Origin of the sequence: Streptomyces sp. NPDC021100, from assembly GCF_044333095.1 — a bacterium.
GTDB lineage: Bacteria > Actinomycetota > Actinomycetes > Streptomycetales > Streptomycetaceae > Streptomyces.
Genome location: NZ_JBIRQH010000005.1, coordinates 1 through 26,560, shown reverse-complemented (window position 1 = coordinate 26,560; position 26,560 = coordinate 1). Strand labels below are relative to the sequence as shown.

Sequence of the window (26,560 nt, the reverse complement as noted above, 5' to 3'; positions counted from 1 at the left end):
GGCGTCACGCCTCCGGGATCTCGAACTTGGACGTACGGGACATGCCGGCCGCACGGCCCTTGCCCGCGATCACCAGCGCCATCTTCCGGCTGGCCTCGTCGATCATCTCGTCGCCGAGCATGGCCGAACCCTTGGCGCCGCCCGCCTCCGAGGTGTAGTACGCGTACGCGTCCAGGATCAGCTCGGCGTGGTCGTAGTCCTCCTGCGACGGCGAGAAGATCTCGTTGGCGAGCGCCACCTGGTCCGGGTGCAGCACCCACTTGCCGTCGAAGCCCAGCGCCGCCGACCGCGCCGCCACCTCGCGGTAGCCCTCGGGGTTGCGGATCTGGAGGTAGGGGCCGTCGATCGCCTGGAGGTCGTGGGCGCGGGCCGCCATCAGGATGCGCATCAGGATGTAGTGGTAGGCGTCGGCGCCGTAGCCGGGCGGCTGCTCGCCGACGACCAGGGACTTCATGTTGATCGACGCCATGAAGTCGGCCGGCCCGAAGACGATGGTCTCCATGCGCGGCGACGCGGCGGCGATGGCGTCCACGTTCACCAGGCCCTTGGCGTTCTCGATCTGCGCCTCGATGCCGATCCGGCCGACCTCGAAGCCCATGGTCTTCTCGATCTGCGTCAGCAGCAGGTCGAGGGCGACGATCTGCTGGGCGTCCTGCACCTTCGGCAGCATGATGCAGTCGAGGTTCGGGCCCGCGCCCTCGACGACCGTGACGACGTCCCGGTACGTCCAGTGGGTGGTCCAGTCGTTGACGCGCACGACCCGGGTCTTGCCCGTCCAGTCGCCGTTGTTGAGCGCGTCCACGATCGTGTGGCGGGCGCCCTCCTTGGCGATCGGCGCGCAGGCGTCCTCCAGATCGAGGAAGACCTGGTCGGCGGGGAGGCCCTGGGCCTTCTCCAGGAAGCGGGGGTTGCTGCCGGGGACGGCGAGGCAGGAGCGGCGGGGACGAAGCCGGTTAACCGGAGTGGCGGGGGTGCCGGTCATGCGGAGACCTCCAGGGGGTCGAGCGCGTTCGCTGTGCGGATCTCATCGACGATACGGCCGATGATCTCGGTGATACCGAAGTCCTTCGGGGTGAAAACCGCCGCCACCCCGGCCTCCCGGAGCGCGGCGGCGTCGGCGGACGGGATGATCCCGCCCACGATCACGGGCACCTCGCCCGCCCCCGCCGCCCGCATCCGGGCCAGCACGTCGGGGACGAGTTCGGCGTGCGAGCCGGAGAGGATGGACAGGCCGACGCAGTGCACGTCCTCCGCGACGGCCGCCGCGACGATCTGCTCGGGGGTCAGCCGGATCCCCTGGTAGACGACCTCGAAGCCGGCGTCGCGGGCCCGGACGGCGATCTGCTCGGCGCCGTTGGAGTGCCCGTCCAGGCCGGGCTTGCCGACCAGCAGCCGCAGCCGGCCGGCCCCGAGCTCGGATGCCGTCAGCGCGGCCTTCTCCCGGACCGCCGCGAGCGGGGTGCCCGCCTCGGCGGTGACGGCGAGCGGCGCGCCGCTGACGCCCGTCGGGGCGCGGAACTCGCCGAAGACGTCGCGGAGCGCCCAGGCCCACTCCCCGGTGGTCACCCCGGCGCGGACGCACTCCAGGGTGGCGGGCATCAGGTTCTCGGAGCCGGCCGCGGTCTTCTTCAGGACGGACAGCGCCTCCTGGGCGCGGAACTCGTCCCGGTCGTCCCGCCACCGGTGCAGCGACGCGACCACCCGCGCCTCGTTGTCCGGGTCCACCGTCATGATCGCGGTGTCGAGGTCCGCGGTGAGCGGGTTGGGCTCGGTGGTCTCGAAGCAGTTGACCCCGACGATCTTCTCCTCGCCCGACTCGATCCGCGCCCGCCGCTCGGCGTGCGAGGAGACGAGCTGCGCCTTCAGGTAGCCGGACTCGACGGCGGCCATCGCGCCGCCCATCTCCTGGATGCGGTCGATCTCGGCCAGGCTGTCGGTGACGAGCCCGGCCACCTTCTCCTCGATCACGTGCGAGCCGGCGAAGATGTCGTCGTACTCCAGCAGGTCGCTCTCGTGCGCCAGCACCTGCTGGATGCGCAGCGACCACTGCTGGTCCCAGGGGCGCGGCAGGCCCAGCGCCTCGTTCCAGGCGGGCAGCTGGACGGCGCGGGCGCGGGCGTCCTTGGAGAGGGTGACGGCCAGCATCTCCAGGACGATCCGCTGGACGTTGTTCTCCGGCTGCGCCTCGGTCAGGCCGAGGGAGTTGACCTGGACGCCGTAGCGGAAGCGGCGCTGCTTGGCGTCCTCGATGCCGTACCGGTCCCGGGTGACCCGGTCCCAGATACGGCCGAACGCCCGCATCTTGCACATCTCCTCGACGAAGCGGACGCCCGCGTTCACGAAGAACGAGATGCGGGCGACGACGTCCCCGAACCGCTCGGCCGGCACCTGCCCGGAGTCGCGCACCGCGTCCAGCACCGCGATGGCGGTGGACATGGCGTACGCGATCTCCTGGACGGGCGTGGCCCCCGCCTCCTGGAGGTGGTAGCTGCAGATGTTGATCGGGTTCCACTTGGGGATGTGCGCGACCGTGTACGCGATCATGTCGGTGGTCAGCCGGAGCGACGGGCCCGGCGGGAAGACGTGCGTCCCGCGCGACAGGTACTCCTTGACGATGTCGTTCTGCGTCGTCCCCTGGAGCGTGGTGACGTCCGCGCCCTGCTCCTCCGCGACCACCTGGTACATCGCCAGCAGCCACATGGCGGTGGCGTTGATGGTCATGGAGGTGTTCATCCGCTCCAGCGGGATGTCCTTGAACAACACCCGCATGTCGCCCAGTTGCGAGACGGGTACCCCGACCCGGCCGACCTCGCCGCGGGCGAGGACGTGGTCCGGGTCGTAGCCGGTCTGCGTCGGCAGGTCGAAGGCGACGGACAGGCCCGTCTGGCCCTTGGCGAGGTTGCGGCGGTAGAGCGCGTTGGACGCCTCGGCGGTGGAGTGGCCGGCGTACGTCCGCATCAGCCAGGGGCGGTCCTTCTTGCGGTCGGAACCCATCAGACGTTCCGGAAGCGGTTGATGGCCTCGATGTGCCGGGCCCGCATCTCCTCGTCGCGCACGCCCATGCCTTCCTCCGGGGCCAGCGCCAGCACGCCGACCTTGCCCTGGTGGAGGTTGCGGTGGACGTCGTACGCGGCCTGGCCGGTCTCCTCCAGCCGGTACGTCTTCGACAGCGTCGGGTGGATCTTCCCCTTGGCGACCAGCCGGTTGGCCTCCCAGGCCTCCCGGTAGTTGGCGAAGTGCGAGCCGACGATCCGCTTCAGCGACATCCACAGGTAGCGGTTGTCGTACTGGTGGTCGTAGCCGGAGGTGGAGGCGCAGGTGACGATCGTGCCGCCCTTGCGCGTCACATAAACGGAGGCGCCGAACGTCTCGCGGCCCGGGTGCTCGAAGACGATGTCCACGTCCTCCCCGCCGGTCAGCTCGCGGATGCGCTTGCCGAACCGCTTCCACTCGCGCGGGTCCTGGCTGTGCTCGTCCTTCCAGAACCGGTACCCCTCGGCGCTCCGGTCGATGATCGCCTCGGCGCCCATCCGCCGGCAGATCTCCGCCTTCTGCTCGCTGGAGACGACGCAGATCGGGTTGGCGCCGCCGGCGAGCGCGAACTGGGTGGCGTACGAGCCGAGTCCGCCGCTCGCGCCCCAGATCAGCACGTTGTCGCCCTGCTTCATCCCGGCGCCGTTGCGCGACACCAGCTGCCGGTACGCGGTCGAGTTGACCAGGCCCGGGGCGGCGGCCTCCTCCCAGCTGAGGTGGTCCGGCTTGGGCATCAGCTGGTTGGACTTCACCAGCGCGATCTCCGCCAGGCCACCGAAGTTGGTCTCGAAGCCCCAGATCCGCTGCTGCGGGTCGAGCATCGTGTCGTTGTGCCCGTCCGCCGACTCCAGCTCGACGGAGAGGCAGTGTGCGACGACCTCGTCCCCCGGCTTCCAGGCGTTGACGCCGGGGCCCGTGCGCAGCACGACGCCCGCGAGGTCGGAGCCGATGACGTGGTACGGCAGGTCGTGGCGCGCGGCGAGCGGCGAGAGCCGGCCGTAGCGCTCCAGGAAGGAGAAGGTCGAGACGGGCTCGAAGATCGAGGTCCACACGGAGTTGTAGTTCACCGAGCTGGCCATCACGGCCACCAGCGCCTCGCCGGGCCCGAGTTCGGGCACCGGCACCTCCTCGACGTGCAGGGACTTGCGCGGGTCCTTCTCCCGGGTCTCCAGCCCGGCGAACATGTCCGCCTCGTCCTTGTGCACGGTGACCGCGCGGTACGACTCGGGGATCGGCAGAGCGGCGAAGTCCTCGCCCGTGGTGTCCGGCGAGAGGATGGCGTCGAGTATCTGGTTCACGGTAGTGCCTCCGGCGAAGCGCGTTCTCGGGGAAACGGCTTGAGGGAACGTCGGGGGATGGAGCCGTCGGTTCGGTGGGGTGGCGCGGGAGCGCGCGGGGTGGCCGCGCAGGCGGTACGTGTGCCTGGTGACGCAGGCGGTCCGGGCGCACAAGTGGTGCTTGTGGGGACAGCCGGCACACGACGCTGTGGTCTGTGCGCCGGCCGCCCGGACGCCATCAAGGTATGGCACGCCGTGCCACTCGACAAGACACTCGGTGCCAGGAATTTGAGACATCTGTCACCGGGCGTTCACAGATGAGCGGGCAGCGCTGCCGGAATGAGCGGTTCCGCCGGGTCGCGGGCGAACGGCCCGCCGATTCGTTGATCACCACGCGGCATCCCGCCTAGGTTGGCGAGGGAGGAGTCCGTGTGGCCCGGCGTCCGGCCGGTCACCGGACGCGGCGACCGGTCCTCCCGGCCCGGGGGTACCGCCACTGTTGTCGACAGCACGGGAGGAACACATGGCTCAGCTGCTGAGAGTGCAGAACTTCAACGTCTCGAGTGACGGGATCGGCGCCGGCGAGGATCAGAGCCTGGAGCGTCCGTTCGGCCACGTCGAGCCCGAGAGGCTGTTCGCCTGGGCCGGCGCCACCGCCAGTTGGCCCATGCGCACCGAACCCGGCGGGAGCCGGGGCCTCGACGACTACCTCACGCGGGACTTCTCCCGCAACATCGGTGCCGAGATCATGGGCCGCAACAAGTTCGGTCCCCAGCGCGGGCCCTGGCGGGACCACGAGTGGCGCGGCTGGTGGGGCGACGAGCCCCCCTTCCACACTCCGGTGTTCGTCATGACCCACCACGAACGCCCGTCCTTCACACTCTCCGACACCACCTTCCACTTCGTCGCCGGCGACCCGGCCACGGTCCTGGAGCGGGCGCGGGAGGCGGCGCGGGGCAAGGACGTCCGGCTCGGCGGCGGGGTCACCACCATCCGGCAGTTCCTCGACGCCGGCCTCGTCGACACCATGCACGTGGCGGTCTCGCCGGTGAAGCTCGGCTCCGGGGTGCGGCTCTGGGAGTCTCCCGACGAGCTCCTCGACCGGTTCCACCTCGATGTCGTGCCCAGCCCGAGCGGCGTGACGCACCACTTGTTCTGGCGGAAGTGACGCGAGGCCGTTCCCGGCTCGCGTGCTCGGCGTGCTCCGGTGCGACCCCGCACGCGAGTCGCACCGCTACAGATCGTCGACTGATCGGTCCTCATGGGGCTGGTCGCCGTGCTGGTCCTGCGTAGGGATTCAGGGAGGCGGCAGTGCGGCATTCGCGCGTTTCCGTCCCCTGCCGCGCCGCGTGTTCAGGCGCATCCTCAAGCGAAGGAAACACACCTGTGCGCGCTCTTGTTGTCGATCACGGCGAGGCCGGACCCGTCCGGTTCGCCGACGTCGATGAGCCTGGTGTGCGCCGGGCCGAGGACGTCCTCCGGCGCGATCGTCTGCGCCTCGGAGTACTGGGGCCCATGGTGTCCTCCGTCGCGCGCGGAAGAGCCCCGTCCGCCCTTGCGGTGGACGAGGCTTCTGCCGGTGGCTCCTGTGCCGTCTGGACTCCGGTGTGACCTCAGGCCGGGGAACTCCCCTGGAAGGCGTACGCCGCCGAGGTGCCCAGACCGCGCGGCTTCCCCAGGGGGTCAGCCGTCGGCCGGCCGAAGCGGCCGGTCAGCTCGTGCCACCGGTACGAGCCCGCCAGCGCCTCCCGCAGCGACGTGACGAACCGTACGGCTCCGGGCGGTACGGCCGCCGGGGCCTCGGCCAGGGTGTCGACCCTGGCGGTCAGCAGAGCGTCGACGAGGGCGGAGGCGTCACGCCGGTTCAAGCCGAGGGCCGTGCGGGCGACCTCGACGCCGTTGTTGCCCACCGTGCCCTCGTCGACCTCGCGGTCGTAGGACACGATGTCGTTGTGCAGGCTGACGGCGTCCACGAACGCGTCGACGGCGGTGCCGAACTCCCTGCGGCGCAGCACGTCCGGACGGAGTTCGCCCATCGAGTGCTCCATGAGCACGGCGGTGAACTGCAGCCCCCCGAAGTCGCGCCGGGCTCCCAGGTATGCGATCAGGTCGGCCACGGCGTGGTCGACGTGGTCGAGCTCCCACAGCACCCCGTCCAGGAAGCGCCGCACGCTGCCGATGAACCGGTCGCGCCAGAGCGGGCTCATGGTGGCGGCCGTTCCGGTCCAGAGGTCGGCGAAGGCCCGTTCCACGGGATTCTCCGGAATCAGCATGGGCCGCGGTAGCCCGTCCAGCGGCAGGAACAGCATCAGCCGGTCCACCTGGGCCGCCGCCGACTCCTGGTCGTGGTCGCGCCGGTAGAGCGGCAGGAACAAGTCGTCGACGAACCACAGGGCCACATGCCAGTCCGTGGTCAGCTCCAACTCGCGGGCGTCGGCGTCGGGATGGGTCAGGGCGATGAACAACGGGAAGTCCGCCTGGTCGAACTTCTCCTCGCTCCACCTACGCGGCCACTCCAGATACTCCTCGTCGAACATGCCCATCTGCCGGGCCCACTCCCTGACATGTGCGCGGGCCTGGTCGGCATGAGGATTGAGTCGGGACTCGAACGGCATGTGGAACCGCGGCTGCGGCAGGGAACCCATGGCCGGTTTGCTGCCCGTCCCCGGCCGCCGCGACACCGAGGTTCACCCCTGGCACGGCAGTGCGACTCCGGTCGGGAGCCTCTCCACCCGGACCGGCCCGGCTGGCGGCCGGCGCGTCGACCGCCGCATCGGCCCGGGGTGGGAGCGGCCGCCACACCGTCAAGGCGCGCGTCCGTGCGGTCGGCCGCATCCTGCTCCGGTTTCACAGCGGACGTCGGACCGATTCCCCCTGGGGGCGCTCCTGAGGGTGCCGCCGGGTCAGACGCGGTCGGCCGCGATCAGCACGTACTGGAAGGAGCCGTCCCGGTACGACTCGATGAACGCCTTCTCGATCCCGGTGACCAGCGAGGACGTGGCCCGCAGTTCCCAGTACGGCAGGGTGTCGGCGGTCAGGTCGATCACGGTCTGCGGCACCAGCCGGTTGTCGGCCATGGCCCGCAGGTACTCACGGCGGGAGTGGATGTTGCACTCGAAGTGGGCGTTGATCTGGGAGACCCACTTCGACGGCTGGCCGTAGCGGGGGTTCCAGCAGCCGGTGATGGTCACGTACCGGCCGCCCACCTTGAGGAAGCGGGAGTGCTCCGCGAACAGGTCGTGCAGGTCCACGTACATGGTCGACTCGTTGTTCCACGAGGCGGCCACGCTGCCCTTCTCGAACGGGGTGTCGAGCATGTTGCACACGCGGGAGCGCACGCGGTCCTGGATCCGCAGGTCACGTGCCCGCCCGTTGCCGAAGTCGGCCTGGGTGGCGGACAGGGTGACGCCCTCGACCGTGCAGCCGAAGCGCCGGTGGGCCATGATCATGCATCCGCCGCGCCCGCAGCCGGCGTCGACGAGGGTGTCGTCGGCCTTGATGGGGCCGAGGTGGTCCAGGAGGAAGTCGGCCTGAGCGGACTCGAGCCGGTGCAGCTCGGCGATCAGCTTCTTCTCGTACTCACTGTGCTCCGGGTCGCCCAGAGCCTCGTGGCTGACGGCGCCGATGCCGTAGTGATGGTGGTAGAGCCCGTCGACGTCACCGAGGCGCAGGTTCACCGGCCTCGCCTCGTTGTTCCAGTACCGGGCGATGTCCTTCTGGTAGGGAGTCGCCTGGGCCGGGATCGTCGCGGAGGCGGGGGGGATGATTTCTGTGGTCATAGAGGTGTCCGTTCCTTACCAGAAGTCGGGCAGGCTGTAGCGGTAGGTGTTGGTGCGGTGCCAGTCGTGGTTGCCGTCGACCCAGGTGGCCACGCCCTTGAGGAAGCGCAGCACGGTGGGCAGCGGGCAGTCCGCGGCGAGCTCGGCCGCCGCCGCCTCGAAGGCGTGCATGAGGTCGTTGTGGATCTCGATCGCCTTGAGATAGGCGTCGCGCTCCGAGAGCTGTTGGCGTTCGGCGAGGACCACGGGCAGGTTCAAGTGCCTGCCGGGACTGGCGAGTTCCTTGGTGTAGGAATACAGGTCGTTGACGATGGTGGTCGCGTTCCCGGCCAGCGCGATGACCCGCTGCATCTCCGGGCGTGCGTGCAGGTCCGCCGGGAGCTCGTAGCCTCCGACGGTGTCGGTGATGGTGGGACAGGGCCGGAAGTTGTTGAACTGGCGCATGGCCAGGTACTCCCACACCTCCGGGTTGTGGTCGGTCTCGGCCCAGGCGGCCTCGGCCAGGTAGCCCAGGTGCAGCCGGGCCATGTCGTGGCGGAAGCGGTCGACCTGGGAGGGCGTGGCCATGCGGACGAAGTAGTCCATCGCGCTGCGATAGGCGCGCCGCGGGGCGTCCGAGCCGAGCGACTCCTCCCACGCCGTCGCGTACTCCGGGGTCGTGTGGAGCGGGTCCAGCGCGGTGTGTGCCAGGAGAAGGCGTCCACCGAGGCCGACGGGCGAGCCGCCGTGGTCCTCGCAGTAGCAGTCGTCGACGGCGTTCTCCGCGACCATCATCCGGGTGGCGATCATCAAGTGATCGACCGTGGGGGCGTCGGGGTGGCAGCCGACCATGTACCGCCCGACCGAGAAGCCGTCGAACTGGCCCTCCCACTCCTCGGGGTAGAGCTGGACCTCGTCCTCGGCCCAGCGCTTGATCCGGCGGCTCACCTCCTCGACACGGACGGGGTCGGGCTCCGGGACGGGATGGTGGTACAGCCCGGGTACGGCCTGACCTTCGGCGGGCGGGGCCGGGACGGGCGCCGGAGGCAGCAGATGCGAGACGAGGGCCAGGGACAGCGCGGCGGTGCCCAGGCCGCTGGGCCCTCCCAGGGCCCGTCGAGGACCCGGGCCGGCTGCTGGTTCGGCCACCGGTCCGGAGGGTGCGACCGCTCCCGCGTCGGTGACCGGCGGGGGAGGGGGAGGCGGCGAAGGCGCGACGGCCGGTTGCGAACCGCCCGCCAGGGACAGCGAGGTCGTGCCCAGCCCGGTGGGCCCTCCCAGGACGTGCCGGACGGCGGGTTCGGCGGCGGGTGCGGAGGGCGGGGCAGGGTGCGTGCCGGTGCTCGACGGGGGAGGGAGAGCGATCGGCGGCCGCGGCATCGCGGCGAGGCCGAAGGCTGCCGCCGGGATCGGAAGGTCGGGCACCGTCGGTGCGGGGACGTCCGACACGGTGCCGGCCGGCCTCGACGGCTGCGCGGGGACGGAAGGTCCAGGGGGCACGGGATCGGGCATCTGCTCCTCCTCGTTGCGGTGGGGTGAGCGCTCGTGCGGCGCGGACGGGCGGGTCGGCCCGCTGCGCGCGGCGTGCGTGCCCTCAGTCGCGTCCGCGGGCGATCTGCACGTTCTCCATGACCCCGAGTGCGTCGGGTACGAGCACCGCGGCGGAGTAGTACGTGCTGACGAGGTATGAGACGACCGCCTGCTCGTTGATGCCCATGAAGCGCGCCGAAAGCCCCGGCTCGACCTCGTCCGGCAGCCCTGTCTGCCACAGGCCGATGACCCCTTGGTTCTTCTCGCCCGTGCGCATGGCGATGATGGAGCTGGTCTGCTCTTTGCTGATCGGGATCTTGTTGCAGGGCAGGATCGGGACCCCGCGCCAGGCCGGGACGGACTGTCCGCCGAGATCGACATGGTCCGGGTAGAGACCGTAGGCGTTGAAGCCGCGTCCGATCGCGGCGATCGTCCTCGGGTGGGCGAGGAAGAACTTGGTGCCACGGCGGCGGCAGAGCAGATCGTCCATGTCGTCCGGGGTCGGCGGGCCGGAGTGGGGCTGGATGCGCTGCTTGAAGTCGGCGTTGTGCAGCAGCCCGAACTCTCGGTTGTTGATCAGCTCGTACTCCTGGCGTTCGCGCAATGCCTCGATCGTCAGCCGGAGTTGCTCCTCGGTCTGGTCCATCGGCCCGTTGTAGAGGTCCGCGACCCGCGTGTGGATCTTCAGAATGGTCTGGGCGACCGACAGTTCGTACTCACGCGGCTCGAGCTCGTAGTCGACGAAGGCACCCGGCAGGTCGGCCTCGCCGACATGCCCGGCCGACATGGCGATCTCGGCCTCACCGTGCTTGTTCTGCCGTCGCTGTGCGGCGGAGGCGAACTCGGTGACGTGGGTGCGGAGACCGGGCACGGAATTCTGTACAGCGGCGAAGTCCGCACGGGAGAGGGTGAGAAGGGTGCCGGAGGTCTCGGCGGTGGCCGTGTAGTCGTAGCGGGCGTCGGGATCCAGAAGGGCGTCCTCACCGAAGTGGCCGCCGTCCGCGAGCACCGCGATGAAGGCCTCTCCGCCGTACTTGCCCTCACCGGTCTGGCGGACCCGTCCATGGGCGATCAGATGGATCCGGTCCGCCGGGCTGCCGCGTTCGACGATGACCTCACCGGCGGTGAAGTCCCGCTGCTCGCAGCGGCCGGCGAGAGCGGCGAGGGCGTCCGTGTCCTCGAAGCCCCGCAGCAGGGCCAGCTCCCCGAGTTCGCGGGGGATCACCCGGACCGTGGCACCCTCCTGCACGAACTCGATGCGCCCGTCGCCGACGGTATGCCGCAGCCGTCGGTTGACCCGGTAGGTGCCGCCCTTGGTCTCGACCCAGGGGAGCATCCGCAGCAACCAGCGGGAGGTGATCTCCTGCATCTGCGGGGCGGACTTCGTGGTGGTGGTGAGGTTGCGCGCGGCGGAGGTACTCAGCGACTGCTGGGGCGCGTCCGGTGCGGCCTCGGTTCCCGGGCTGCTGTCCACGGTCATCGGGGTGGGCTCCTTGCGTGGCCGGGCGGCCGGCGCACCGGTGTGCGCCGATACGGGAGACGCGGAGGATCCGGCAAGAGGGAGGGGCGATTGCGGCGATCCGTCCGCCAAGCAGCACGGTAATGGCCGGCCGAGTCGGCCGACCCGGGTCACCCAGCAGTTTCCTTCGAAGCGGTGATAATCTTCGAATGCGGTTTATCTGATCATGAAGCGTTGTCGCGCCGCCTACATCGGCCGACGACGGATCACGCAGGCCGGGCGCCACGCCCGATCGCCGTCTCACGTCGGCGCCGGCATTCGGTTCGCGGTGGAGTCAGGCCTGCGCGGACAGCGAGAACGGCCCCGCCGGTGGCGGGGCCGTTCCTCTCGGGTCGCGGGTACGACCGGCTCCCGATCAGTAGTTCCAGATCTGGCCGGAGAAGTGGTCGCCGGTTCCCTTCAGGTAGTAGTGCTGGCCGTAGAGGCCGTGGATGCACTGCCGCTTGACCTCTTTGAAGTTGGTCGCGACCGAGCCGACCATCACGCCGGTGTCCGCGTCCCAGACCTCGGCGCGCCCCCACGCGACGCTGGTGTGCGCACCGGAGTAGCAGACCTCGTTGCTGGGGCCGGTGGGAATGGAGGCACTGGTGCACAGGGTGTTGCTACCCGTGGTGCAGCCACTGCTGGCGGTCACATCGGCGCTGGCGGTCCCGGCAAGCCCCAGCCCGAGGGCCGCGACGGCCGCGGCTACCGCGGCGCCCTTGGCGAACGTCTTCCTCATGGTGATCGTCCCCTGTTCTGATCATGCCCAGCCCCCGTACCAGGTGCTGCCAGGCCCCTGTTGAGCGACGTGGTGACGCCGCTGGACGGACCATATGACGCAATGATCAAAATGCGAGGGTCGCGCTGCACAGTGATCCCCTCCCACTGGTTGCGAAGTGCACAGCGAGCCGAGTCCGAAGCTCGGCTCATGACCGCTTCGGCCCGTCCGAGAAGCCGCCGGGCGTTCTCTCAGTCCTCGCTCGACGAGACGCCGAGGTCCCGGCGCATCGCGGTGCGCAGGGGGCGGAGGAGGTCCCAGACGGCGTGCTGGGCGCGGGACGCGGAGTCGAGCGTCTCGCCCGGTTCGGGTTCGCCGCGTTCGAGGCGTTTGACCGTGCCGTAGACGCGGCTGAGGGACCTGTTGACGGTGTGCGCCGGGCCGAGGACGTCCTCCGGGGCGATCATCTGCGCCTCGGAGTACCGGTCGCGGAACGCCGCCTTGGCCTCGTCCAGGGCTGTCTTGTCGGCTTCGTCCGCTGTGCCGCGCTCGCGGAGGATGTGCAGGTGGCGGTTGAGGGCGGTGGTGAACTGGCGGGCGTCCCGGTTGAGTTCCGTGTAACAGGTGCGGCGGAGGACGAGGTTCTCGCGCTCGTCGTCGTGCGCGCGGACGAGCTGTATCTCGCGGCGTCTGGCACGCTCGGCGCGGCGCTGGGTGAGAAGGGATCCCCCCAGGGTGCCCGCGACGCCGGCCACGGCGATGATCACTGAGCTGAGGTCCATGACTGCTGTCCTCCATGACGTACGGGAGAGCCCCGCCGGTCACCGCGGTCGGTGGGCGGGGCTCTTCTTGGCGACTTCTCTTCTTGCCGACTTCTCGCCGACTCCCTTGGGCCGCCTACAGTCTGTCCGACGGCCCGTTGTGGTGCGGGTGGGGCGGCAGCGGTGAACAGCGGTTCAGGTGGCGGGTGCTCCGCCGGCCGCATCGGGCCGCGCGCCACGACGGAGGCGGTGTGAATCTTCGGCTGACGAACGAGTACGGACGAGTCCGATATCGCCAGGACGGGTCCGATATCGCCATTACGCCTCAGCGCGTTGCCACGCGACCTGGGAACGCGCTCGATAGCCCAAGAGGCGGAATACCGGACGTCTCCCTATCGTGAGGTGTATGAGACAGCCCAGCGATAATTCCTCGCACAGGGGCGTCGAAGCCCCGCCACAGCGCAGCCGGGTGCCGCGTGAAGCGACGGCACCCATGGCTTTGAGCAGAGGCACGATCAACGAATTCCTCGAATGGGCGGCACGTGTTCCGCACGGTGAGGCGCGGACCGTGCGCGAGCAGATTTCCCTCGCGGACAAGGAGGGCCGGGGCGGGGACCTGGCCGCGGGTCTCTTCGCGGCGCTGGACGAACGCCCGGTTCCCGACTTCGGGCGGCACCTCGTGCTGCTGGCGACGATCGGCGCACTGCGGGACGCGCGAGCGCTGCCCCGGCTGGAGGCATTCGTCTGGTCGGAGGAGCCCATGTTCCCGCCGCCGAACCAGGCGGGCGGCGACGCCACTTCGACGGGGGACGCCAAGTCGCTGCTGAACTTCCGGATGGCCCTGCAGGCACGGGCGGCGGAAATGCTGTCCTACCTGGCCACGGACGAGGCCAGGCGCGCGACCCTCCGTATCGCGGCCGACCACCCGGAGCGTCCGGTGCGTGCCGCCGCGATCGACGCACACCTCTACAACCAGGGCGACACGGCCGAGGCCGTGCGGGAGGTCCTGTCCGTCGTCCGGCCCGAGGACGCGAAACTCGTCGGACTGCCACGGCTCACCGCGGGCATGAGCGCCGCCGAGTTCGACCGTCGCGTGAACGCTTTCTACGACCAGTACCCGGAGGAGCGCCCGCCGCTGCCGGAGAGAGGCCCCGGCCCGGGCGAACGCCCCCGGACACCGCCGCCCCGCGAGCGTGGGGGCGCCTCATCGCCGGAGGAGGCCGGGCCCGATGTGCAATGACGGAAGCAACGTGGAAGAGACGTCGGTACAGGGCCTGTACGGCTGCTGGTCCGATCTCTACATGTGGGTGTGGCAGGCGTACCAGTTGACCGACGATTCCTGGAATCCCGCCGGGATCGGCGACGCCTGCAATGTGCGGCTCCCCTTCGGCAAGGTCGTCAACAGCGCCTACCTGATCAACTACTGCCTCACGGACAACCGCAATTCGCAGTGGCACTCCACAGAGGACTACCAGAGCTCGTCCCGGGCGGCCGACAACCGGTTCCACGGGCCGTTCTACATGCGGTTCATCCAGTACAACGGTGCCAGCGAGGCGGATTCCGAGACCGGACGCTTCGCGGCCAGGGACCGGACCAACCTGCACTGCCCGTTGTTCGACCTCGGCAACATCTCCGACTCGGCCGGCAACCGCGCCTCGGTCCTCCTCCATGAGTCATGGCACCACTGGCAGTACAAGCACCATTTCAAGACCGATCACATCGGCGGCTGCAGCAACGGGGAGTGCGACTACTACTACTTCCACGGGGTGGGCGCGTACGAGTTCGGGCAGTTCGACCGGTACGACACCAACCCCAGCCACCTCCTGTTCCACTCTCCGTACCAGGTGTGCGCCGAACTCGAAGGCGACTTCGCCGAGAACGCCAAGCCGTTCGTGCCGACGGTTGTCACCCAGACCGCGCGCAACCTCGGCAATATCCGGCTCAACATCTGCTTCGCCAACGCGGTCGGTTACCGCATCGGTGATCCACGCCCCTGGTGAGCCTCAGGCGCTGAAGGCGCCGTCCTTGATGGCGGACACGAGGCGGGATCCCGCGGCGGCGGGGGCCCATTCGACGCGGTCTGTGCCGTCCCGGTCGCTGGAGCTGCTCTTGAGCCATGTGTTCATTTCAGCCCTGGCTGTCAGGAGTTGAGGCTTCCGTCCTTGAGGGAGGATACGAACTCCGTGAATGCGGACGCGGGGAACCGCAGGATGGGGCCGTCCGGCGTTTTACTGTCCCGGACGGGGGTGGATCCGGGGGTATCTAGGCCGATTTCCACGCAGTTGGTGCCGTCGGGGTGGCTGTGTTTGCTCTTCACCCAGCGCGCGCCGCTTGTAGTTGCTTTCACGACCCCTCCTATACTCTTCCAGTGCATCTCTGATAAACGCAGCAGAATCGCTGGCCGACAGACAGTCAGCTCTGAGGACAGCGTAACTCTGGGCGTGGCGAGCGACGACCTCCGGATCGTCACTGAAGTGCCCTCTGTCCAGCGATTCGTAGTACACCCACTCTTCTCCATTGGGAAGTTTGAGAATCGTCAGCGACGTTCTGGGGCGCCTGAGTTTCCTGTCGCTTGCCGGTGCCACCTGAATGCGGATGTTGGGGAGTTTTCCGACGTTCAGGAGAAACCGGCACTGGGCCGCCATCACTCTCGGGGACTCGACCACGTTGCGGAGAGCGCTCTCGTCCAGGACGACGACCAGAAGCGGGCCGTCTGAACAGAGGAACCGCTCTTTTCTGGCCAAGCGGGTGCGGATGCGCCGCTCCCTTCTCGCCGGGTCCGTATCCGTGGCGTACAAGGCTTGTACGTACTCCTCGCTTTGCAGCAGCCCAGGCATTACCTGCTCCTGGAACTCGCTGACAGCTACCGCCTTGGCTTCGAGGTTCAGTCGACGCTGAAACCAGTCGGGGTACGCCAGGTCGGGATACCAATCGGTCTCCCGCCACAACTTGTACAGCGCACCGCCGGTGTTGAGCTTCTTGTCGCACCTCTTGACGAGCGGTTCGCTCGGCACTCGATCGCCGGTCTCGATCCGGCTCAGCACCGACCGTTCGCAGAGCACCTGCGGGGCCAGCGATTCCTGCGTCTCGTTGGCTGCTCGCCGATAGTGGGCGAGCAGTTGACCGAACGCGCGGCGCCCTCCCGGGGCGGAACTGGCGGCGTTGCGGGCGGACATGCCCCTCCAACCCATGATCGCGTGTCGTGCCAGTGCGTCACTGGCACGACACGAAGTGTTGCGTGTCCGCTGTGACCCACGCAACTCTCCTGGTGGGACGCGAAGTTGCGTGCTGTTGCAAGGAGGAAGACGCACAAATGATCGAGTTCGTGTATCGCGTGGGCGGTGCCGCATGACGCACATGTCCTTCGGGGTCGGGGCCCGGGCCGCACTCGTACCCAACCCCCATGCGCCGTGCACCGCGTGCACGCGCATCACCGACGCGCGGCGTGCCGCAGAGCGCGCGGGCGACTGGCCCCGCGTGGAACGGCTTCGCCGCGAGAGCCTGAGGCACGCGGAGGCGCACCGTGGCTGACTGGATCCCCCAGCCGCTCGAACTGATCCTGGACATCGAGGGCGACCGGTTCGGCGTCGTCGTCGGCTGGGACCACGACACCAGGCGGATCACCCTCCGCCCGCCGGAGGGCGGACGGACCTGGCACCCGACGCGGTACCGCCGTGCCACCGCCACCGACAAGCTGCGCGCCCGCGTGAACAAGCTGAACAAGGAGGGACGCCCATGGTGACGCCGTGCGAGGCGTGCCAGTGGTGGGACACCGTGATCGGGCGGACCGAGGCGAGGGTACATACCGCCCGGGACCGTTGGGAGCGGGCCACCGCCGAGGAGCACCGGGCCCAGTACGTCGCCAACCGGGCGGAGCACGTCCGCCGGGACCACGCGTGAACGCTGCGGGCTCAGGAGGTCCCCAGGCCGCGATCTTTCGCGGGGTCGGTGGAGCCGGGGGGTGGAGTGGTCATGTCCTGTAGGCCGACGACGGTCAGGAGCCGGAGTTTGTCGGCGGCCGCGCTGTCGGGGGCGGCGGTGAAGACGATGATGCGCAGGTCTGCGCCGTGGAGGGAGAGCACGTCGCAGTCGAGTTCGATCGCGCCGGCCTGGGGGTGGTCGATGGTCTTGCGCCCGCTGGCGTGGTGCGCGACGGCGGAGCCGTTCCACAGCCGACGCCCGACGGACGGCGCACGGCGCACGGCGCACGGCGGACGGCGCACGGCGGACGGCGGCGGGCCATGGCCGGCCGCCGTCCCGGTTCGGCGAAGTGGCAAGGGCCCTCCGCAGGCCACCCTCCTGCCCGTCACCGAGGCGTGGTGGCAGCCGGCACAGTGCTTCCGGCCCCGGTACCACCGGAACCCGTGGACGGGGAGGGAGCCCGTCCGCGACTTCGTCCGCCGGGATCCGGCCGGGATCGGCCTCGGCCGGCCGGCCGTCGCTTCGGTGGGCCGGCTTACCAGGGCACCGTCCGGCCCGAGCGGTCCAGGTACGCCAGGCCCGGGGTGCCCAGCCGGGACAGCAGGACGTCCACGAGGAGCGGCGTGCTCTCCTCGACGGTGAAGGGCGCGTCCGGACCCCCGAGTGCGGTGCGGATCCAGCCCGGCGCCAGGAGGACGAAGCCGCGCCGGGGGTGGGTGTGGGCCTGCCGGACGGCGAAGGAGCGCAGGAACATGTTCAACGCCGCCTTGCTGCCCCGGTAGAGCTCGCGGCCCGCGGTCGTGTTGTTGGTGATGCTGCCCTGTCCGGAGGACATCGCTCCGATGAGGCCGGTGGGGGAGACGAGGTCTTCAAGGGCCTCGATCGCGCGCAGGGGGCCGAGGGCGTTGGTGGTCATCACCTCGACGAAGGCGTCCGTCGTCACCTCGCCGATGGGCGTCGGCTCGTGGCCCGCGGTGCCGGCGTTGACGAAGAGGAGGTCGAGACGGTCCCGTTCCGCGAGGCGCTCGTGCAGGGGCGGCAGGTGGCCGGGCTCGTTGACGTCGAGGTGCTCGATGGTGACGCGGCCGTCGGACCGGTCGGCGAGCTCGTGCAGGGGCGTCCGTGCGGCGGTGTCGCGGACCGTGCCGGTGACGTTCCAGCCCCGCCGGACGAGCTCGGCCGCCATCGCGTGGCCGAGCCCGCGCGAGGCTCCGATGATGAGGGCGGTCGGCGCGGGCCGCTCCGCGCTGCTGGTCGATGACATACGGCGGTCACTCCGTTCTTCGGCGGTATGGGGCGAGTCTGCTCGCCGTGCCGCTCCGGGGACGGTCCGGACGGGCCGGTTCGTAGGATTCCCGCTGTGAAAGGTGGCTCCGCGTCCGGATCCTTCGAGATCCGGCCCGACGACGTCCGTATCATCCGCGCCCTCCAGATCGCTCCGCGAGCCTCCTTCGCGGCGATGGCGGCCGCGCTCGGCCTCACGGAGAGCACGGTCAACCGCCGGTACCGACACCTGTGCGCCGAGGGCGTCATCCGGGTCGCCGGCGTGGTGAACCCGGGGGCGCTGGGGCAGAGCAGGTGGCTGGTACGGCTGCGCTGCCGGCCGGGCGGTGTCGAGGCGATCGCGGGCGCGCTCGCCCAGCGGGACGACGTCAACTGGGTGGCCGTGGGCGCGGCGGGCTCCGAGGTCACGTGCGCGACCCAGTCCCGGGACGACGCGCAGCGCGAAGAGCTGCTCGGCCGGCGGCTTCCGCGTGCCGCCGCCGTGCTCGACGTCAACGCCTACGCCATGTTGCGCCAGTTCATGGGAGGCCGAGGCCACTACTGGGCCGCGCTGCACGGCACGCTGTCCCCCGAGCAGGAGGTGATGCTGGCCGGCGAGGAACCGCCGTTCACGGAGACCCCGGTCGTCGCCGGCGACCCCGTACGCCTCACCGCCGAGGACGAGCGGCTGCTCGCCGCGCTCGCCGCGGACGGCCGGGCCGGCCTCGTCGACCTCGCCAAGGCGGCGGACTCCACGCCGGGCCGTGTGTCCCGCCGCCTCAGCACCCTGCTCCGGCAGCGCGTCGTGTACATCGACGTCGAGATCGCCCCGGCGGCCCTGGGCTTTCACGCGCGGGCCAATCTGTGGCTGCGCGTGCATCCGTCGGAGGTGAAGAACGCCGGGCGCGCGCTGGCGCGAGAGCCCGAAATCGCCTTCGCGGCGGCCATTTCCGGCCCCTACAACGTCCATGCCGTCGCCCACTGCCGGGACTTCGACGAACTCTTCGAATTCACCACGGATCGCATCGGGGCGCTGCCGGGCTTGCAGAGCATGGAGGTGTCACCCGTCCTGCGACACGTCAAGCAGGCGGGCGCGCTCGTGTCCGGTGACCGCCTCGTCGGATCCGTCGGACTCGTCGGGCCGCACCGCTCCCGTACCCGAACGTGAACGTGATCTGCGTCGCGTTTCGGCCACCGGCCGTTTCGCGGGCCCGCCCGGTGTGCAGGCGCGCCGCGAAAAACGGGTCCCGTGTGGGAAACGCCTGACGCCGGGCCCGCGCTCCGCAGGAAAGGAAACCGAGCCTTGCCCAGAGGCAGCAGCGTCGAGGTCCGGCGCGACGGCAGTGACCCGGGGGCGGCCGAACGCACGGACGTCACGGCCGCGGATGTCACGGTCACGGACGAGCGGCTGGTCAGACGCGCGGTGAAGGCGGCGGCGCTCGGCAATGCCATGGAGTGGTTCGACTTCGGCGTCTACAGCTATCTCGCGGTGACGATCGGCGACGTGTTCTTCCCGTCCGGCGACGGCGCGGTGCGGCTGCTGTCGTCCCTCGCGACCTTCGCCGTGGCGTTTCTCGTCCGGCCGCTCGGCGGCCTGTTCTTCGGTCCGCTCGGCGACCGCGTCGGCCGAAAACGGGTGCTCGCACTGACGATGGTGCTGATGGCCGCCGGCACGTTCGCCATCGGGCTGATTCCGTCGTACGCGGCCGTCGGATTCTGGTCCCCGGTGCTGCTGATCGTCTTCCGGATGCTTCAGGGTTTCTCCACCGGGGGTGAATACGGCGGCGCGTCCACCTTCATCGCCGAGTACGCGCCCGACAAACGCCGTGGCTATTACGGCAGTTTCCTGGAATTCGGCACCCTCGCCGGTTACGTCGGCGCCGCCGGCCTCGTCACTCTCATGAGCACCTGGCTCGGCGGCGACGGGATGCGGGAGTGGGGATGGCGCGTCCCCTTCCTCGTCGCCGGACCGCTCGGCCTCGTCGGCCTGTACCTGCGGCTGCGGCTGGAGGACACACCGGCCTTCCGCAAGCTGGCCGAGGAGTCGACGGCCCGGACGGCCGCCCGGGAGCCGGCCGGCCTGCGGGAGATCTTCGCTACGCAACGGTCTCGGCTGCTCCTGTGCGTCGTCCTGGCCGGCGCCTACGGCATCACCAACTACATGCTGCTCTCCTACCTGCCGACCTACCTCACCGACCGGCTGGGATACGACGACGCGCACGGCACCGCCGTCCTGGTGGTGACGATGCTGGTGCTGATGTGCGTCATCACCTTTGTGGGGAGGCTCAGCGACCGGGTGGGCCGGAAACCGCTGCTGATGGCGGGGATGGGCGGATTCGTCGTCCTGTCCGTGCCCGCTTTCCTCCTGATCGGACAGGACGGCGTCGCCGCCGTGTTCGGGGGGATGCTGATGCTCGGCCTCTCCCTCGTCTGCCTGCTGGGGACGATGTCGGCCGCGCTCCCCGCTCTCTTTCCCACGCGGGTGCGGTACGGCTCCCTCTCCATCGGCTACAACCTCTCCACCTCCCTCTTCGGCGGCACCACGCCGCTGATCACCACCGGCCTGATCCACGCCTCCGGCAGTGACCTGGCCCCGGCCTGGTACGCGGCCGGCGCGGCCCTCGTCGGCGTGGCGGCGGTGGCCTGCATGAGGGAGACGGCCGGGCGGCCGCTGGAGGGGTCGCCTCCGGCGGTGTCGACGCAGGAGGAGGCGGCGGGGGCGCTGACGCGCTGAGGGTCCCCCGGCCCCGCTCTTTCTCCCCCGGCTACCGCTGGGAGGTGCCCCCGGTTTCTTGCGGGGGCAAGCCCCCGCACCCCCGAAACCGCGCTCCGCGCGGTTGCCCTCAAACGCCGGACGGGCTGAGCAACGACCCGGGAAGGTGGACCATGGAGCCATGACGTCCGATTCTGCTTCCGCCCACGGGTACCTGCTGGACAACGCGCGCGCCGAGGCGGGCGAGCGGTTCGTCTGGCTGGCCGAGTTGTTCGACGGTGTGACGCGCGGGCACTTCGACCGCCTGGGGGTCGGGGCCGGCTCGCGCTGCTGGGAAGTGGGGGCCGGTGGCCCCGGCATCCCGGAGGCGCTCGCGGCGGCCGTCGGTCCGTCCGGGCACGTGCTGGCCACGGACATCGACCCGTCGTGGCTGAAGACAGGCGAGGGGTACGAGGTACGCCGGCACGACATCGCCGCTGATCCCCCTCCTGAGCCGGGGGCGTTCGACCTGGTGCACGCCCGGCTCGTGCTGGTCCATGTACCGGACCGGGCGCGCGCGTTGGCCACGATGGCGGCGGCGCTGCGGCCCGGCGGCTGGTTGCTGGTCGAGGACGCCGACACCGCTTTGCAGCCACTGGCATGCCTGGACGACAGCGGCCCCGCGCAGCGGCGGGCCAACCGGCTGCGCGGGGCGGTCCGGGAGCTGCTGGCGCGCCGCGGCGCGGACCTGAGCTACGGGCGGACACTGCCCCGGGCCTTGCGCGAGGCAGGCTTGGTGGAGGTCGCCGCGGCGGGCTTCTTTCCGGTCGGCGGCCTGGCATGCGACCGGCTGGAGGCGGCGACCATCCGGCACGTACGCGGCGAACTTCTCGCGGCCGGCCTGGCCGACGACGCCGAGATCGACGCGCACCTGGCCGCCGTCGACGCGGGCGGACTCGACCTGACACTCGCGCCCTTGATCTCGGCCTGGGGCCGCCGTCCGGCCGAGCACCCTCCGTCGCCCGGTCGGTGACCTGAGGCAGAGGCCCCTTCCCGTTCCGGCGACAAGGAACCCTGTGGACCGTCTGCCGCACCTCGACCGCACGCTCGATGAACCGGACCCGCCTCGCTGGGTGTCTGCCGGCTCCGAGGCGACCCGTCTCGTGCGCGGGGTGCACGAGCTGCGGCGGGTTCCGCCGGGCGAAACCGGGCCGGCGGATCTCCGCACGCTCATCTCCCGGCAGGTGGCGCTGCCCTGCGTTCTCCCCCTCGCGGTGCGCTTGTTGCCGGAGGAACCGATGCTTGACGCCCACCTCTACGAGGGCGACCTGTCGCTTGCCACTGTGAACGTTCCGGCGTCAGCCTGGGCCCCGTTCCCGGACCTCGCGGTACGGCTGCGCACCGCGATCACGGCCCTGCCGGAGGCAGCGGCGGCCGGCCTGCCCCACGGCACCGCCGAGAAACCGACCCGCTTCGTTGCCCGGACCGCGTCGCTTCGCTGACGGACGGAGGAACCCGCGGCGCGGCGGGTCCGGCGCTGACCCGGTCGAGCACGCCCAGGAGGATCGGCCGGCAATCACCGGTCCTGCGGCACGTCAATCAGGCGGGTGCGCTCCTGCCTCGTGATCACCTCGCCGCGCTCCTGCCTCGTGATCACCTCGCCGCGCTCCTGCCTCGTGATCACCTCGCCGCGCTCCTGCCTCGTGATCACCTCGCCGTGCGCGCGTGAGCGGGCCGGAGGGCGGGGGTTCCCGCCCTGGCGGGCAGGGCGGGAACCCCCGTCGGCGCACGGCAGGTGTCCGTCCGACATCCTCCCCGGCACTTCAGTCCCGCGGCCGCAGCACCTTCTCGATCGCCGCCATCACGTCCCCCAGCGGCGCGTCCGTCCGCGCCACCGCCACCAGGACCTCCCCCTCCGCCCGCGCGGTGACCGCCGGTTCGGGCGGGAGCGGGGCGCGGCCCGCGCCGATGCCCTTGCCGAAGGTTTCGCGGACGATGGCGAACGCGTGGTCGAGCTGGGTCTCGACGTCGCCCTCTCCGCCGCTGCGGAGCCAGCGGCGGAGGACGTGGTTGTGGGCCGTGACGACGGCGGAGGCGGCGACCTCGGCGAGGAGGGGGTCGTCGTCGTGGTGGGTGCCCTCCTCGAAGTGGCCCAGGAGGTAACGGGTGAAGAGGCGTTCGTAGCGGGCGACGGAGGCGATCTCGCGCTCGCGGAGGGTGGGGACCTCGCGGGTGAGGCGGTAGCGGGCGACGGAGACGGCGGGGGAGGCCGCGTACATGCGCATGACCTCCTTGATGCCGCGGCACACCGTGTCCAGCGGGTTCTCGTGCGCGGGCGCCGCGTCGAGGACCCCGGCCGCGCGGACGAGGGTGTCGTCGTGATCGGGGAAGATGGCCTCTTCCTTGGAGCGGAAGTGGCGGAAGAAGGTGCGGCGGGCGACCCCGGCCGCCGCCGCGATCTCGTCGACGGTGGTGGCCTCGTAGCCCTTGGTGGCGAACAACTCCATGGCCGCGGCGGCGAGTTTGCGGCGCATGGTGAGGCGCTGGGCGGCGGCGCGCCGGGTGCCGGCGGCCTCCGGGGCGGGGGAGGACGGCGACGGGCGCGGGCCGGGCGGTCCGGGCTCCTCGGAGCCCCTGGCGGCGGTCCCGCGCGGGGAGCGGACGGACTTGGCGGGCTGGGACATGTGGGGAACGTAACACGCCCCCGCGCAGGCGTGCCGGGACGGACCGCCGGCCGGTTCCAGCAGGCCGCCCCAGCCTTCCGCCGCGCTCCGTACCCCTGGGCCCCCGGGCCGCTCGACCGCGTACCGCGGGTCCGGGTCCGGGCTCCGGGAGCCCTCGCCCGCACCCCGCGTCCCCGGGCTCCCGGAGCGTTCCGCCGCGGCCCGGGCGTCCAGGCCCTCGGAGCCTTCCGCCGCGGCCCGCGCATCCGGGCCCCCGGGGCCTCGCGTCGGGCCGCGCCCGGTCAGGTTCCGGGAGTCCTCCGCCGCGTCCCGCGTCCCCGGACTCCCGGAGTCTTCCGCCGCGCCCCGCGCGGCCGGGGCGTCAGGCCCGCGCATACTCGCGGAAGCCACGCCCCGTCTTGCGGCCGAGGCAGCCCGCCGCGACCAGGTGCTCCAGCAGCGGCGCGGGGGCGAGGCCCGGATCGCGGAACTCGCGGTGCAGGACGCGCTCGATGGCGAGCGAGACGTCCAGCCCGACCACGTCGAGGAGTTCGAAGGGCCCCATCGGGTAGCCGCCGCCGAGCTTCATGGCGGTGTCGATGTCGTCCGGCGAGGCGTAGTGCTCCTGCACCATCTTCACCGCGTTGTTGAGGTACGGGAACAGCAGCGCGTTGACGATGAACCCGGCGCGGTCCCCGCAGTCCACCGGGTGCTTGCGGACGGCCGCGCAGATCTCGCGGACGGTGGCGTGGGCGTCGTCCGCGGTCAGCACCGTCCGCACCACCTCCACCAGCTTCATCGCGGGTGCCGGGTTGAAGAAGTGCATGCCCACGACGTCCTGGGGGCGGGACGTCGCCCGGGCGCAGGCGATCACCGGAAGCGAGGAGGTGGTGGTGGCCAGGACGGCTCCCGGGCGGCAGATCTTGTCGAGCGCCGTGAACAACTCCCGCTTGACGGCGAGGTCCTCGGCCACGGCCTCCACGGCCAGGTCCACTTCGGCGAGGGCGTCCAGGGACCCGGCCGGGGCGATCAGTCCGAGGGCCGCGTCCCGTTGCCCGGCGGTCAGCCTCCCCTTCTTCACCGAGCGGGCCAGTGATGCCGCCACCCGGTCCCGGGCGGCGTCCGCCTTGGCCGGCGTCCGGGCGGCGAGCACCACCGGGAGGCCCGCCCGGGCGAAGACCTCGGCGATGCCGCTCGCCATCGTCCCGGAGCCGACGACGCCGACGGAGCGCACGGGCCGGCCGGCCGTCCGGGTGCCGGACGTACCCGGTGTCTCCGCGTCCGGGACGGTCTCCGACGAGCCCGGGGCCGCGTACGTGTAGAAGCCGCGGCCCGCCTTGCGGCCGGTCAGCCCGGCCGCGGCCAACTGCCCCAGGATCGGCGCGGGCGCGTGCAGCCGGTCGCGCGAGGCGGCGTACATGGCCTCCAGGACGGTCCGGGCGGTGTCGACGCCGATCAGGTCCAGCAGGGCCAGCGGGCCCATCGGCAGGCCGCAGCCCAGCTTCATCGCGGCGTCGATGTCCTCGCGGGACGCGTACCGCGACTCGTACATGGCGGCCGCCTGGTTGAGGTAGCCGAACAGCAGCCCGTCCGCGACGAATCCGGGCCGGTCGCCGACCGCGACCGGCTCCTTGCCCAGCTCGAGGGCGAGTTCGGTGACGGCGGCGACCGCGCTCGGCGCGGTGAGCACCGAGGAGACCACCTCCACCAGCTTCATCGCCGGGGCGGGGTTGAAGAAGTGCAGGCCGAGCACCCGTTCGGGATGGGCGGAGTCGGCGGCGAGGCGGGTGACGGACAGCGCGTTGGTGCCGGTGGCCAGGATCGCCGTGGGCGCGACGATCCCGTCGAGGGCGGTGAACACGTCGTGCTTGAGCGCGTAGTCCTCGGGCACGACCTCGATCACCAGGTCCGCGCCGGCGGCGTCGGCGAGGTCGGCCGAGGTGCGGAACCGGCCCAGCGCGGCCCGGCGTTCGTCCTCGGTCAGCTTGCCGCGCGCGACCGCGCGGGCGGTGGCGGCGCTGAGCGCCTCGACGGCCCGGCCGGCCGCGTCGGCGCTGACGTCGATGCCGACGACCTCGCGGCCGGCCCGCACGAGGGCCTCGGCGATGCCGGATCCCATGGTGCCGAGGCCGATGACGGCGACGGACCGGAGCGGACCGGTGGGGGCGGTGTTCTCGGCGGTACGGCCGGCGGCGGGGGACGGTGGGACGGCGGACTGACGGTCCATGACGGGACTCCAGAGGGTGTTTTCCGGCGCGGGGGCCCGCCGGGAGCGACGGCGGGCGTGTCCCGGGCGCTGAGAGCTCGACGGGAGCGGGAGCTACGGAGTGCCGACCCGGCGACGCTGCCGGGTGCGGGAGCGCGGCACGGCCCTGCGCGGGCGCGGCGCCTTAAGGATTTCCGCGGACGGGTAAAGGGCGTCCACGGGGAGGGAGTCGTGCGAGCGGCCGGCCCTGTCCCGGGGCCGTGCCGTACTGGAGTGCCGAACCGGCGGGCGGCACCGGGAACTCCGGTGCCACGACGGCCGCGTCACCGGCCGCCCGAGCCGGGGTGCGGCTCGTGCCGGGAGATTAACTCACCGGTAACCGCGAGCGCCAGGGGGCGGGGGCCCGAATTAGTATGTGGTACAGGCCACTCGGGGAGGAGCGGGAATGGAAGAGGAATTCCGCGTACTGCTGAAGCGGGTGCGGGCCGAACTGGTCTCCCCGGCCGAGTTCACGGCGTACGAACGGCTGCTGGCCCTGGCCCGCACCGACAGCCGGGCCGCCCGCGACGAGCTCGCGGACGTCCTGGTCGCCCCCGAACGGCCGCTCTGGGCGCGAGAGATCGCCGCCTTCGCGCTCGGCGTCCAGGGGGACCGGCGCGCCTTCGAGACGCTGGTGCTGCTGCTCAACTACCGGGAGCCGGTGCGGTGCGCCACGGCGGCGCACGTCCTCGCGCGGCTCCGGGACCCGCGTACGGCCCGTGCCGCCGCCGCCCTCGCCACCAACCCGCTGCGGACCGCCTACGCCGTCCACCCCGTCCGGCTGCTGACCGAGCTGCGCGCGCCCGAGTCCGTGCCCGCCCTCCTCTCCACCCTGGAGCGGCTGTTGGCCGCCCGGGACCACTGCTGGCCCGTCGCCCGGGCGTGTGTGGAGGGGCTGGGGTTGCTCGGTGACCGGCGGGCGGAGGCGACGCTGGTCGCCGCGCGCGAGCATGAACGGTTGCGGCCGGCGGCGGTGGTCGCTCTGGCGCGGCTGAACGGGCGGCCCCTGCCGACGGTGCGGGCCCGGAACGGGCGGCGGGGGTAAGGGTGCCCCGGTCCCGCCCTTTCACCGTTTCCTGCGGGGGCAAGCCCCCGCACCCCCCAAGCGCCCTGCGGGCGCTGTCCTCAAGCGCCGGACGGGCTGATTCAGCCCGTCCGGCGCTTGAGGACAAGGGGGTCTGGGGCGCAGCCCCAGGAA

General features: G+C 71.2%; 26 protein-coding genes. 10 read left to right on the top strand and 16 right to left on the bottom strand.

Going from position 1 to position 26,560, the window contains the following annotated elements:
• Window positions 1-4: 4 nt before the first annotated feature.
• From ACH4PU_RS12250 to ccrA, 3 genes are read right to left on the bottom strand one after another with little or no spacing between them, the layout of a single operon-like run.
• Entirely contained in the window at window positions 5-982 is a 978-nt protein-coding gene (locus ACH4PU_RS12250) for an HpcH/HpaI aldolase/citrate lyase family protein (protein WP_398270011.1), read from the bottom strand.
• Complete coding sequence (locus tag ACH4PU_RS12245) at window positions 979-2,994, bottom strand: protein meaA (protein WP_398270008.1); 2,016 nt, start codon at window positions 2,992-2,994, stop codon at window positions 979-981. Before ACH4PU_RS12245 ends, ACH4PU_RS12250 begins: the two co-directional genes overlap by 4 nt.
• Window positions 2,994-4,331, bottom strand: coding sequence for a crotonyl-CoA carboxylase/reductase (gene ccrA / locus ACH4PU_RS12240; protein ID WP_398270005.1), 1,338 nt, complete (start codon window positions 4,329-4,331; stop codon window positions 2,994-2,996). The genes ACH4PU_RS12245 and ccrA overlap by 1 nt, the downstream gene beginning before the upstream one ends.
• A 502-nt stretch (window positions 4,332-4,833) precedes the next feature.
• On the opposite strand from ccrA, the gene ACH4PU_RS12235 reads away from it, so the two are divergent.
• Window positions 4,834-5,478: a dihydrofolate reductase family protein gene (locus ACH4PU_RS12235; protein WP_398270002.1), complete on the top strand. Its 645-nt coding sequence runs from the start codon at window positions 4,834-4,836 to the stop codon at window positions 5,476-5,478.
• Between the two features lie 445 nt (window positions 5,479-5,923).
• Here the strand turns inward: ACH4PU_RS12235 and ACH4PU_RS12230 are convergent, their stop codons facing one another.
• The 6 genes from ACH4PU_RS12230 to ACH4PU_RS12205 form a co-directional block, all read right to left on the bottom strand.
• Window positions 5,924-6,955, bottom strand: a complete 1,032-nt coding sequence (locus ACH4PU_RS12230; RefSeq protein WP_398269999.1) for a terpene synthase — start codon at window positions 6,953-6,955, stop codon at window positions 5,924-5,926.
• A 258-nt stretch (window positions 6,956-7,213) separates the two neighbouring features.
• Window positions 7,214-8,089, bottom strand: a complete 876-nt coding sequence (locus ACH4PU_RS12225) for a geranyl diphosphate 2-C-methyltransferase (protein ID WP_398269996.1) — start codon at window positions 8,087-8,089, stop codon at window positions 7,214-7,216.
• Between the two features lie 15 nt (window positions 8,090-8,104).
• Window positions 8,105-9,580 (bottom strand): family 2 encapsulin nanocompartment cargo protein terpene cyclase, encoded by a 1,476-nt coding sequence (locus ACH4PU_RS12220; RefSeq protein WP_398269993.1) that lies wholly within the window; start codon window positions 9,578-9,580, stop codon window positions 8,105-8,107.
• 82 nt (window positions 9,581-9,662) lie between these two features.
• The gene (locus tag ACH4PU_RS12215; protein ID WP_398269990.1) at window positions 9,663-11,078 is read right to left on the bottom strand and encodes a family 2B encapsulin nanocompartment shell protein; all 1,416 of its coding nucleotides are present in this window, start codon (window positions 11,076-11,078) and stop codon (window positions 9,663-9,665) included.
• A gap of 394 nt (window positions 11,079-11,472) precedes the next feature.
• Complete coding sequence (locus ACH4PU_RS12210; RefSeq protein WP_398269987.1) at window positions 11,473-11,838, bottom strand: hypothetical protein; 366 nt, start codon at window positions 11,836-11,838, stop codon at window positions 11,473-11,475.
• A 230-nt stretch (window positions 11,839-12,068) separates the two neighbouring features.
• Window positions 12,069-12,599, bottom strand: coding sequence for a hypothetical protein (locus ACH4PU_RS12205; protein WP_398269985.1), 531 nt, complete (start codon window positions 12,597-12,599; stop codon window positions 12,069-12,071).
• A 472-nt stretch (window positions 12,600-13,071) separates the two neighbouring features.
• On the opposite strand from ACH4PU_RS12205, the gene ACH4PU_RS12200 reads away from it, so the two are divergent.
• A complete protein-coding gene (locus tag ACH4PU_RS12200; protein ID WP_398269982.1) occupies window positions 13,072-13,818 on the top strand; it encodes a hypothetical protein in 747 nt (248 codons plus the stop codon).
• Window positions 13,819-13,828: 10 nt separating this feature from the next.
• The gene (locus tag ACH4PU_RS12195; protein ID WP_398269979.1) at window positions 13,829-14,578 is read left to right on the top strand and encodes a hypothetical protein; all 750 of its coding nucleotides are present in this window, start codon (window positions 13,829-13,831) and stop codon (window positions 14,576-14,578) included.
• A 3-nt stretch (window positions 14,579-14,581) separates the two neighbouring features.
• On the opposite strand, the gene ACH4PU_RS12190 is transcribed toward ACH4PU_RS12195, so the two are convergent.
• From ACH4PU_RS12190 to ACH4PU_RS12180, 3 genes are read right to left on the bottom strand one after another with little or no spacing between them, the layout of a single operon-like run.
• Complete coding sequence (locus ACH4PU_RS12190; RefSeq protein ID WP_398269976.1) at window positions 14,582-14,704, bottom strand: hypothetical protein; 123 nt, start codon at window positions 14,702-14,704, stop codon at window positions 14,582-14,584.
• A gap of 14 nt (window positions 14,705-14,718) precedes the next feature.
• Window positions 14,719-14,856, bottom strand: a complete 138-nt coding sequence (locus ACH4PU_RS12185) for a DUF397 domain-containing protein (protein ID WP_398269973.1) — start codon at window positions 14,854-14,856, stop codon at window positions 14,719-14,721.
• Window positions 14,807-15,754 carry a Scr1 family TA system antitoxin-like transcriptional regulator gene (locus ACH4PU_RS12180; RefSeq protein WP_398269970.1) on the bottom strand — a complete coding sequence of 316 codons (948 nt, stop codon included), beginning with the start codon at window positions 15,752-15,754 and terminating at the stop codon, window positions 14,807-14,809. The genes ACH4PU_RS12185 and ACH4PU_RS12180 overlap by 50 nt, the downstream gene beginning before the upstream one ends.
• A 347-nt stretch (window positions 15,755-16,101) precedes the next feature.
• Here ACH4PU_RS12180 and ACH4PU_RS12175 point away from each other — a divergent pair, with 347 nt between their 5' ends.
• Both ACH4PU_RS12175 and ACH4PU_RS12170 read left to right on the top strand, forming a co-directional pair.
• On the top strand, window positions 16,102-16,320 hold the full coding sequence (locus tag ACH4PU_RS12175; protein ID WP_398269967.1) for a hypothetical protein: 219 nt from the start codon (window positions 16,102-16,104) through the stop codon (window positions 16,318-16,320).
• A complete protein-coding gene (locus tag ACH4PU_RS12170) occupies window positions 16,314-16,478 on the top strand; it encodes a hypothetical protein (protein WP_398269964.1) in 165 nt (54 codons plus the stop codon). The genes ACH4PU_RS12175 and ACH4PU_RS12170 overlap by 7 nt, the downstream gene beginning before the upstream one ends.
• A gap of 11 nt (window positions 16,479-16,489) precedes the next feature.
• Here the strand turns inward: ACH4PU_RS12170 and ACH4PU_RS12165 are convergent, their stop codons facing one another.
• Both ACH4PU_RS12165 and ACH4PU_RS12160 read right to left on the bottom strand, forming a co-directional pair.
• On the bottom strand, window positions 16,490-16,780 hold the full coding sequence (locus ACH4PU_RS12165; RefSeq protein WP_398269961.1) for a hypothetical protein: 291 nt from the start codon (window positions 16,778-16,780) through the stop codon (window positions 16,490-16,492).
• A gap of 254 nt (window positions 16,781-17,034) precedes the next feature.
• Window positions 17,035-17,763: an SDR family NAD(P)-dependent oxidoreductase gene (locus ACH4PU_RS12160; protein WP_398269958.1), complete on the bottom strand. Its 729-nt coding sequence runs from the start codon at window positions 17,761-17,763 to the stop codon at window positions 17,035-17,037.
• Between the two features lie 96 nt (window positions 17,764-17,859).
• Here ACH4PU_RS12160 and ACH4PU_RS12155 point away from each other — a divergent pair, with 96 nt between their 5' ends.
• From ACH4PU_RS12155 to ACH4PU_RS12140, 4 genes are all read left to right on the top strand, one after another.
• Window positions 17,860-18,930, top strand: a complete 1,071-nt coding sequence (locus ACH4PU_RS12155; protein WP_398269955.1) for an Lrp/AsnC family transcriptional regulator — start codon at window positions 17,860-17,862, stop codon at window positions 18,928-18,930.
• 135 nt (window positions 18,931-19,065) lie between these two features.
• Window positions 19,066-20,496, top strand: a complete 1,431-nt coding sequence (locus ACH4PU_RS12150) for an MFS transporter (RefSeq protein ID WP_398269952.1) — start codon at window positions 19,066-19,068, stop codon at window positions 20,494-20,496.
• 160 nt (window positions 20,497-20,656) lie between these two features.
• On the top strand, window positions 20,657-21,487 hold the full coding sequence (locus ACH4PU_RS12145; RefSeq protein ID WP_398269949.1) for a methyltransferase domain-containing protein: 831 nt from the start codon (window positions 20,657-20,659) through the stop codon (window positions 21,485-21,487).
• A gap of 43 nt (window positions 21,488-21,530) precedes the next feature.
• Window positions 21,531-21,956, top strand: a complete 426-nt coding sequence (locus ACH4PU_RS12140) for a contact-dependent growth inhibition system immunity protein (RefSeq protein WP_398269946.1) — start codon at window positions 21,531-21,533, stop codon at window positions 21,954-21,956.
• 321 nt (window positions 21,957-22,277) lie between these two features.
• On the opposite strand, the gene ACH4PU_RS12135 is transcribed toward ACH4PU_RS12140, so the two are convergent.
• Both ACH4PU_RS12135 and ACH4PU_RS12130 read right to left on the bottom strand, forming a co-directional pair.
• Window positions 22,278-23,138 carry a TetR family transcriptional regulator gene (locus ACH4PU_RS12135; protein WP_398269943.1) on the bottom strand — a complete coding sequence of 287 codons (861 nt, stop codon included), beginning with the start codon at window positions 23,136-23,138 and terminating at the stop codon, window positions 22,278-22,280.
• A 361-nt stretch (window positions 23,139-23,499) separates the two neighbouring features.
• Window positions 23,500-25,344 carry a 3-hydroxyacyl-CoA dehydrogenase family protein gene (locus ACH4PU_RS12130; protein WP_398269940.1) on the bottom strand — a complete coding sequence of 615 codons (1,845 nt, stop codon included), beginning with the start codon at window positions 25,342-25,344 and terminating at the stop codon, window positions 23,500-23,502.
• A gap of 424 nt (window positions 25,345-25,768) precedes the next feature.
• Between ACH4PU_RS12130 and ACH4PU_RS12125 the strand changes: the two genes are divergently transcribed.
• The gene (locus tag ACH4PU_RS12125) at window positions 25,769-26,407 is read left to right on the top strand and encodes a HEAT repeat domain-containing protein (protein WP_398269937.1); all 639 of its coding nucleotides are present in this window, start codon (window positions 25,769-25,771) and stop codon (window positions 26,405-26,407) included.
• The last annotated feature ends 153 nt before the right edge of the window (window positions 26,408-26,560 follow it).

What these genes read in the sequence shown, in the direction of transcription:
- ACH4PU_RS12190 (WP_398269976.1), bottom strand. Translation starts at nt 14,704, where the DNA reads ATGAACACATGGCTCAAGAGCAGCTCCAGCGACCGGGACGGCACAGAC.
- ACH4PU_RS12205 (WP_398269985.1), bottom strand. Translation starts at nt 12,599, where the DNA reads ATGGACCTCAGCTCAGTGATCATCGCCGTGGCCGGCGTCGCGGGCACC.
- ACH4PU_RS12180 (WP_398269970.1), bottom strand. Translation starts at nt 15,754, where the DNA reads ATGTCCGCCCGCAACGCCGCCAGTTCCGCCCCGGGAGGGCGCCGCGCG.
- ACH4PU_RS12135 (WP_398269943.1), bottom strand. Translation starts at nt 23,138, where the DNA reads ATGTCCCAGCCCGCCAAGTCCGTCCGCTCCCCGCGCGGGACCGCCGCC.
- ACH4PU_RS12170 (WP_398269964.1), top strand. Translation starts at nt 16,314, where the DNA reads ATGGTGACGCCGTGCGAGGCGTGCCAGTGGTGGGACACCGTGATCGGG.
- ACH4PU_RS12220 (WP_398269993.1), bottom strand. Translation starts at nt 9,580, where the DNA reads ATGCCCGATCCCGTGCCCCCTGGACCTTCCGTCCCCGCGCAGCCGTCG.
- ACH4PU_RS12130 (WP_398269940.1), bottom strand. Translation starts at nt 25,344, where the DNA reads ATGGACCGTCAGTCCGCCGTCCCACCGTCCCCCGCCGCCGGCCGTACC.
- ACH4PU_RS12125 (WP_398269937.1), top strand. Translation starts at nt 25,769, where the DNA reads ATGGAAGAGGAATTCCGCGTACTGCTGAAGCGGGTGCGGGCCGAACTG.
- ACH4PU_RS12200 (WP_398269982.1), top strand. Translation starts at nt 13,072, where the DNA reads ATGGCTTTGAGCAGAGGCACGATCAACGAATTCCTCGAATGGGCGGCA.
- ACH4PU_RS12145 (WP_398269949.1), top strand. Translation starts at nt 20,657, where the DNA reads ATGACGTCCGATTCTGCTTCCGCCCACGGGTACCTGCTGGACAACGCG.
- ACH4PU_RS12160 (WP_398269958.1), bottom strand. Translation starts at nt 17,763, where the DNA reads ATGTCATCGACCAGCAGCGCGGAGCGGCCCGCGCCGACCGCCCTCATC.
- ACH4PU_RS12245 (WP_398270008.1), bottom strand. Translation starts at nt 2,994, where the DNA reads ATGGGTTCCGACCGCAAGAAGGACCGCCCCTGGCTGATGCGGACGTAC.
- ACH4PU_RS12250 (WP_398270011.1), bottom strand. Translation starts at nt 982, where the DNA reads ATGACCGGCACCCCCGCCACTCCGGTTAACCGGCTTCGTCCCCGCCGC.
- ACH4PU_RS12230 (WP_398269999.1), bottom strand. Translation starts at nt 6,955, where the DNA reads ATGGGTTCCCTGCCGCAGCCGCGGTTCCACATGCCGTTCGAGTCCCGA.
- ACH4PU_RS12215 (WP_398269990.1), bottom strand. Translation starts at nt 11,078, where the DNA reads ATGACCGTGGACAGCAGCCCGGGAACCGAGGCCGCACCGGACGCGCCC.
- ACH4PU_RS12225 (WP_398269996.1), bottom strand. Translation starts at nt 8,089, where the DNA reads ATGACCACAGAAATCATCCCCCCCGCCTCCGCGACGATCCCGGCCCAG.
- ACH4PU_RS12210 (WP_398269987.1), bottom strand. Translation starts at nt 11,838, where the DNA reads ATGAGGAAGACGTTCGCCAAGGGCGCCGCGGTAGCCGCGGCCGTCGCG.
- ACH4PU_RS12235 (WP_398270002.1), top strand. Translation starts at nt 4,834, where the DNA reads ATGGCTCAGCTGCTGAGAGTGCAGAACTTCAACGTCTCGAGTGACGGG.